The 7,727-nt window shown below is 52.4% G+C and carries 6 protein-coding genes; 1 reads left to right on the top strand and 5 read right to left on the bottom strand.

All coding sequences use genetic code 11. The annotated features are described in order from the left end of the window. The 4 genes from pdxR to DEP07_RS25165 form a co-directional block, all read right to left on the bottom strand. On the bottom strand, positions 1–1,155 hold a 1,155-nt coding region (gene pdxR, locus DEP07_RS25180; RefSeq protein WP_287103191.1), incomplete at its 3' end, for a MocR-like pyridoxine biosynthesis transcription factor PdxR. A gap of 247 nt (positions 1,156–1,402) precedes the next feature. After that, entirely contained in the window at positions 1,403–2,431 is a 1,029-nt protein-coding gene (locus DEP07_RS25175) for an NADH:flavin oxidoreductase/NADH oxidase (RefSeq protein WP_063229408.1), read from the bottom strand. Positions 2,432–3,143: 712 nt separating this feature from the next. Further along, positions 3,144–4,247 carry a citrate synthase/methylcitrate synthase gene (locus DEP07_RS25170; protein WP_122966623.1) on the bottom strand — a complete coding sequence of 368 codons (1,104 nt, stop codon included), beginning with the start codon at positions 4,245–4,247 and terminating at the stop codon, positions 3,144–3,146. Positions 4,248–4,367: 120 nt separating this feature from the next. Next, the gene (locus DEP07_RS25165) at positions 4,368–5,282 is read right to left on the bottom strand and encodes a LysR family transcriptional regulator (RefSeq protein WP_122966624.1); all 915 of its coding nucleotides are present in this window, start codon (positions 5,280–5,282) and stop codon (positions 4,368–4,370) included. Positions 5,283–5,543: 261 nt separating this feature from the next. Between DEP07_RS25165 and DEP07_RS25160 the strand changes: the two genes are divergently transcribed. Then, positions 5,544–7,190: a DUF6583 family protein gene (locus DEP07_RS25160; RefSeq protein ID WP_122966625.1), complete on the top strand. Its 1,647-nt coding sequence runs from the start codon at positions 5,544–5,546 to the stop codon at positions 7,188–7,190. A 63-nt stretch (positions 7,191–7,253) separates the two neighbouring features. On the opposite strand, the gene DEP07_RS25155 is transcribed toward DEP07_RS25160, so the two are convergent. After that, positions 7,254–7,700 (bottom strand): metal-dependent hydrolase, encoded by a 447-nt coding sequence (locus DEP07_RS25155; protein ID WP_229049798.1) that lies wholly within the window; start codon positions 7,698–7,700, stop codon positions 7,254–7,256. Positions 7,701–7,727 lie beyond the last annotated feature (27 nt).

Here is a 7,727-nt window from a genome sequence, read left to right as displayed (position 1 = left end):
TTGCACGTCCACGCGTTCCCCCATCCAGCAGGAGACAGCTTGAAGAAAAGCTTGCCGCTTGTCTGCGTAGCTTTTGCGCATAGCCTGCACGTGCCTGTGCCAAAAACCGTCGGACAAATACGCGGACAATGTCAGCTGATCCAGTCTGGCGACGGGCTGATCGTATTCCGGCACACGCTGGTAAAAGCGCGACAAAAGATCATAGGGGAGCACCATGTAACTCAGATTGCAGACAGGCAGCAACGCTTTGGACAGCCTGCCGATGTAGACCACTTTTTGCGGAGACAAGCTTTGGATCGCAGGAAGGAAGCTCTCTTCGTACTTGAACTCCCACTCATAGTCATCTTCCACGATATACGCGCTAGTTTGTGCCCATTCGATCAGCTCGGTTCTTTTTTCAAGCGGCATCACAAGCTTGTTGATAAATTGCTGGGACGGGCTGACGTACATGACAGTTGCCTTGCTGTTCAAAAGCTCTGGTATGGAGACGCCGTCCGCGCCTACCGTGATGCCCCGGACTTGATAGCCGCCGTTGACAAACGTGTTTCGCGCGCCGTCATAGCCAGGGTTCTCCACGCCAATGATCTGTTTCTCCCTGTCCAGAAGCTGTACCAAAACGGAAACGAGCTGCTGGGGAGTAGCTCCGACGACAATCTGCTCCGGGGTCGCCATGACTTTGCGCGTCTCGTGCAACAGCTTTGCCAGTTCTTTTCGCAGCTCGAACTCGCCCTGGTCCTGCCCCTCTACCATGTAGCGCTGCTGGTGGTCGGCAATCACCCGGTTGCGCAGCTTGCTCCACTGCTGAAACGGAAAAGCTCCCAATTCGATATTGCCGTAGCGAAAATCCGTATGAATGTTCAAAGGGGCTGCCTCTGTCGTGCTTGGAGTGTGCCTGGTCGCAGGGGCTTCCGCCTTGTAGACGACCTGATATCCCTTTTTCGGCATGCTGCTGACATAGCCCTCGGACATCAATAACTGGTACGCGACTTCTACCGTATTTTTGCTGACGCCAAGCGACTGCGCGCAACTGCGAATGGAAGGGAGAAATTCCCCGTGCCGGACTTGTCCGTTCACGATTTCGTCTCTTAGATGGTGATACATTTGCGTAAAAAGCGGTTCTTTATCGGTAAACCGGATCGTCGAAAATTCTCGCAAAAACTACCGTCTCCTTTCGGCCGTACTTTGTGCATTAGTCTATCACAGAAGCTGACTCTTCTCGACGCAGGATCGTTTTGTGTGAGGGCGTCTGCTTTTTTGAGCCTGTCTTTTCCGCACCTGTCAGGTATGTGAAGCTGCGCCGTTGCAGGGATGATCTTTTGGCATGCAAAAAAGCAACCTCTCTGTCTGCGAATCACGAATCGCGAATCGGCAGCAAGAAAGGTTGCTTTGTTTTTAGGAGTGATTAAAATGCACGCGCGTATTGCTTTGGCGCGTCAAGCTCGTCGGCAGACAGCTCACGGATGGCGTGAAGCGCCCAGTACGGATCGCGCAGCATGCCGCGTCCGACAGCTACCAAATCCGTGTCGCCATTGCCGATCGACGCTTCTGCCAGCCTCGGATCGTCGAGGTTGCCGACTGCAATCACCGGAACATCCAATGCCTGCTTGATCGCGCGGGCAAGTGGCACCTGATATCCTGGATGGATTCCCGGACGTCCGCCTGAACCGATCGGACCTTCGCCGCCACTCGACAAATGGAAAATGTCCACGCCCGCTTCTTTATATCTACGGGACAGCTCTGTGCTGTACTCCAGGCCGTAACCGCCATCTACGTATTCTACCGCGGAAATCCGCATGATCAGCGGCATGTCTTCCGGGATCACTTCTTTGATCGCCTTGATGATTTCTACGCCGAACAGCGCTTTGTCCCGTCCGTATTCATCGTCCCGCAAATTCGTCAACGGCGAGTGGAACTGATGGATCAAGTATCCGTGCGCACCGTGGATTTCAATCGTGTCCACTCCCGCTTCCACTGCGCGTCTCGCTGCCTCCTGGAACTTGACGACCATCGCTTTGACTTCTTCTGTCGTCAGTGCCCGTGGCGTTTTGTAGCGAGAGCCAGGGAAAGGAACCGCAGATGCCGAGACAGGTACTTCGGCGTCCTCCGCTTTGCGGCCAGCGTGAGCAATCTGGATGCCGATTTTCGCGCCGTACTTGTGTACCTCGGAGATAATGCGCTTGTATGCCGGAATCTGCTCATCGGACCACAGGCCGAGGTCGAAGTTGGAAATGCGGCCATCCGGTTCCACGTCTGTCATCTCTACGATGATCAAGCCTGTACCTCCTACTGCGCGAGACACGTAATGGACAAAATGCCAGTCGGTCGGCGTTCCGTCTTGCGCTTCCACGGAGTATTGGCACATAGGCGGCATCACTACGCGATTTTTCAAAGTGAGTCCTTTGAATTGAAACGGGGTAGACAACAGAGCCATTGATTCCACTCCTTACTTTTTTTCATTATCATGCCAAAAGTTAGCGACCTCTGCAATCCCCCTGCTGCACTTTCGGGTGGTGGAGTTGCAGATTAAGCGGAAAAGCTGGGTTGGGGGAGTGCTTGGGAGCTGGTGGTGGTCGGCGCGAGTTTCAAGGAAAAATGCTAGTGCGAAAAAGCTTGCTTGGGTTGACCTTCGTAGTCTGCTTCATCGGTACTTTAGGTGTGGCGAGGAAAGAGGCTGGTGAGTTCGACGTCAGTTTCAAAAAAAAACATGAAAACAGATTAAGGCTTTTCTTGAAGAAGATTGCTGTATGCGACTCTTTCATGCAAAAAGCTCGTTGCTGCCTGCATTAGATTTTCCGCCCCTGATCAACTTTCAAAAATCACTCCCCGACCAAAGCCTAACGTTGGCCGAGGAAACAGGAGAAACAAGCAGCAGGGCTTTCGGGCTCCTACCCAGCCGGAGGCGAAAAAGGAAAACGGCCTTTAAGCGGCAACGTGAATCCACTTCTCCGAACAAACTGCTTTTGACGCGGTTTTCCTTTTTCACCGCAGGCGGCTAGTTTAAGCTCCCCGCAAGAGGCCAGGTGCCCTGCTGCGGTTTCTCCTGTTTCCTCCCTCCACTACAGCTTCGCTCAACACCCACCTGGATTTTTCAGCAAAAAAAGCCATCCGCAACAACGGATAGCTTTTGTAAAAGGCAACGTCTATTATTCCGGCATCGAGCCGATGTAATTCGATTGCGGGCGAATGATGCGGTTTTTCGCAGCCTGCTCCAAAATATGAGCGCTCCAGCCAACCACGCGGCTCACGGCAAAAGTCGGAGTGAACAAGTTCTCATCCAACCCAACCGCGCGCATGACCGCAGCGGCGAAGAACTCCACGTTTGTGTTCAGCTTGCGGCCCGGTTTGTACTCGTCCAGCAGTTGCAAACCGACCTTTTCCACATGTGTCGCCAGGTCGAACCACGGATCGTCCGCCGACAGCTCGGAAGCCACCACGCGCAAAGCTGTTGCACGCGGGTCGATCGTTTTGTAGACGCGATGACCGAAGCCCATCAGGCGGCCGCCGCTTTCCAGCTTGCTGCGCAGCCACGGCTCCGCATTTTCCTTCGTGCCAATCGCTTCGATCATCTCCGTTACTTCCGACGGAGCGCCGCCGTGCAGAGGACCTTTTAAAGCCCCGATGGCTGCCACAATCGAAGAAATCAGGTCAGACTCGGTTGAACCGACGACACGGCCAGCAAAAGTAGAAGCGTTCATGCCATGCTCCTGCGTCAAAATCAGGTACGCATCCAGCGCACGAACATGAGCCGAGTTCGGCTTCTCGCCTTTTAGCATGTACAAATAGTTCGCCGTGTGATCAAGCTCCGGGCTAGGGGAGATCGGCTCGCGGCCTTCCAGACAGGCGAAGCGATACGCTACGATTGTAGGCATTTTCGCAGCCAGCGCAATCACCTCGTCAATCGTTGGCGGGAAGCCTTGGGAGGAGCTGCCCAGCGCGGAAACGCCTGTGCGCAGCACACTCATCATATCGACATCTGCCGGGATCAGCTTCAAAATTCCTTTGACATGCTCCGGCAGTTCGCGGTTTGCTTTCAATTTATTCTTTAATTCCGTCAGCTCCTGCTCGCTTGGCAAATGGCCGAACCAGAGCAAGTGCGCTACTTCTTCAAACGTGTGGTGAATAGCCAGATCGCGCGCCCAATAGCCGCGGTATACGAGCAATCCGTTGATTCCATCTACCAGGCTCAGGTCTGTCTCCGCTACGGCGATTCCTTCCAGACCGATTGCCAAAGGATGTTGTTTTGTCATGATCGCCACTCCTTTTTCTTCTCTTTTCCCTTCAGTATATCGATTATTAATATGGAAGGGAAATAAAAGAAAAACCCGCTATCAATCACATTTTATAATCATTTGGCCCTTTGCTCCCCCCTACTGCCTTCCCCCTTGCACAACCGAAGGCATCGGTGGATAGAGCGCCTGCAAAATCTCCATGAAATGCTTGGCTGGCTCGCTAATTCCCACTTTCGGCACGAGCAGGTAAGAAGCCACCTTTGGCAGCACAAGCCCCGGCGTCGGCAGCTCGATAAAGCGATTTTCAAACAAATCCCGACTGACAGCCGACCGGGGCAAAAAAGACACGCCAAGCCCGTCTTCAATGAAGCGTTTGGTGATGTCCACCTGCGATACCGCCATCGTGCGCAAAGCAAGTCCTCTCTGGCGCAAAAGCAGCAGCAAATCGTCCCAGTAGCCCGGGTGATTGTGGGTCAGCAAACGGTTCGCCTGCACTTCCTGCTCCCAATCAGGCAAAGGAGCATCCATGTCGCCTCCGCTATGCGGTACAGCGAACACCACCGGATCTTCATACAGCAAGTACGTATCCAGCTGAAACTCGCCTGGCACCATCCGGGTCAGTCCCAAATCAGCCTGTCCACTCTGCACGAGCGGGCCGATCTCCACAGATTCGGCAATTTTGATCGAAATGTCTACATCCGGATATTGCTTGGTGAAACGGTGGAGCAGATGGGAGAAGCGGGCGCGGGCAATAATCGGCGAGACAGCCAGATGAAGCTTCTCCCGGTATCCTTGCCGCCACGCCTGCAAATCTTCCATGCTGTGGTGCCACTGTTCCAAAAGACCTTTTGCATGCGGCAGATAGCGCTTGCCCGCTGCCGTCAGCCTGACGCGTTTCCCAACCCGTTCAAACAGCTTGATCCCCAATTCCTTCTCCAGTTGTCGAATATGCTGGCTGACCGTTGGCTGGGCGATAAACAGCGCCTCAGCTGTCTGATGAAAATTTTCTGTTGTAGCCGCTACCAAAAACGTCTGCAGCACGCGAAAGTCCACACAATCTCCTCCTATCCATCCCCTTGTCTCTGTAGCCCGAAAAGCCGTCTGCCTTACCTGTTGTCGATTAGACAAGCTGTCCAGGGTGAAAAATTGGAACAAACACTTATATTTTTGGGTCTTTCTTCCTCATTTTTGAAAAAATTTACTGGAAATCACTTTCATCCTTCCCCCTTATGGTACAATACAAAATCGAGTGCGAAAAACCATTTACGGTTCGTACGCAAAAAAAAGAGAGAGTGTTACAAAGGGGAGGAACTCATGGAAACCACTACAAACGTGAACCCGCCACGCAAAAGCTCCAAAAAACCGCTGCTGATTGCGGGAGCAGCTGCTGTCGTTATTTTGGGGGGGCTCGGAACGGCCTACGCCAAATTCGACTTGTTCAAAAGCGCAAAAACGATCTACCTGCAATCGGAAGCGGAGAGCATGATGAAGTTCTCATCCAACGTTTCCAAGGCTTATGGGGAATACGAAGAGTACATGAAGCCATATCTGGAAAAGCCTGTGCACTCCACAACCGAACTGTCTGATATTGCGATAGATGCTACAATCCCAGACCCGCAAGCACAAAAAATTCTCGATCTGCTGAAGAGCGCGAAAGTCGTCATGCAAAGCAACATCGACGAGCAAAAGCACCAGCAGCAAGGAAATCTCGAAGTTCATCTGAAAGACAAGAAGCTGGCTACGATTGAGTACTTCATGAACGACTCGCAGTTTGGCTTCCGTCTGCCTGATTTTTACTCGAAATACGGCTACATGGACTTGAAAGACCGCGATGCCCTCAAGCAAAAATACGGTCAAGAGATGCCTAAGCGTTTCCTCACCTATCGCGAACTGATGGAAGCAGTCCGCTTCAACCAGGATGAAGTGAAAAGCGTGCTGACTCCGTATGCTTTGCTGTACGCAGATTCGATCAAGGACACGCAAGTAGCAATCAACAAGGATGCTTCCTTCTCGGAAGAAGGCTTCAAGGAAAGCGCTCGTGAAATCACTGTGACTTTTACCGAAGAAGAGGCAAAAGCGCTCGCAACCAAGCTGGCAGAAAAAGCGAAAGCGGACACGAAGCTGTTTGATCTGATCTACACCCGCTACCACAACGTCGCTACCTTGATGGCTGACAGCGGTTATGTGGTAGATGAAGTTTCCAAAGAAGAGTTCAAGAAAGACTACGATCAAGGCTTCGATGACTTGCTGAAAGACATTAGCGACAGCTCTACAGCGAGCAAGGAACAAGTGAAAATGGTCGTGCTCGTAGACGGCGATCACCAAATCTTGTCCCGCAAACTGATGTTTACTGGGGAAGACAACAAACAGGAAAACTTGTTCTTCTCAAGCACCGCTTACCAAAAAGGCGCGGACAGCTACTATCGCTTCGCCATCCACAACCCGGAAGATCCGAAAAACGGCGAAGTATCCTACACGTACAAAGCGACTGAGCAAAGCGGCAAAACAAACGGCAAGCTGAATCTCCTGGTAAAAGAGAACGAGCAGCCAGCGCTTGATCTGTCGACAACATTTGAAACCGTCAAAGAAGGCAAAAAAGTAGACGGCAAGTACGATTTCGCAGTCGTTCTGGCAGACGAATACTCCGAGCCGATCGCTCTGAGCGGGAACGTCACTGTATCCGAGACATCTACAGATGCCGGGCGCGATTCCGACGCCAGCGTGAAAATCAACTTTGACCAGGCGACTCCAGACATGCCAAAAGGTATCAGCCTGAAAATGAAGTCCAAGCAAGAATTTGGCAAAGCGCTGGAAATTCCAGCCATGACAGCTGACAATGCCCTCAACCTGGCAACCATGACCGATGAGCAAATGATGGAAGTCCAACAAGAGGCAGGAGCCGCAGCAGAAAAATTCATGGCGGAAAACGCCGAACTGGTCCAACAATTCATGATGCCATAAGCATCGCAACTGCGAGAATAAAAAGAACCTTGTCCACTGTGAAGTGCGGCAAGGTTCTTTTTCTTACATATATCCCATGTAGATGATGTAGACGATCGCCGCATAAAAGACGAGACGATCTACGGTTCCATAAAGCGCGCGCGACAGGCGCACACCTACCCAGCCCATTCGCAGCGGCCAAAACAGCTGAATACGCCCCACCAGCATGTCGCTGATCAGGTGCGAGAGCAATCCCCACAAGGCCGCCCAGCCCTCCGGGGAATCGCCCCAAAAAGCAGCCGGAAGCAACAAAATGACCCACGAATGCGTCAGCGTCCGGTGCCCAAGCCCTTTTTGCAGCATTTTGGACACAGGGCCCAGGAAATGCCCCAGCTTGCTTCTCGCCTGATCGATATCTGGCACTAGCGCCATCGTGGCACCGATTACGCTCCCCTTCCAGGAAGGGTACGCCCAGTATCCCGCGATTGCGCCAAGGAGCATATGTGTCTTCCACGTCATTTCTTTTTTCACACCGACTTTCTCAAGATGATCTTCCTC

Source organism: Brevibacillus sp. (assembly GCF_003521185.1).
Taxonomy (GTDB): domain Bacteria; phylum Bacillota; class Bacilli; order Brevibacillales; family Brevibacillaceae; genus Brevibacillus; species Brevibacillus parabrevis.
This window is presented reverse-complemented; position numbering and strand designations above follow the sequence as displayed.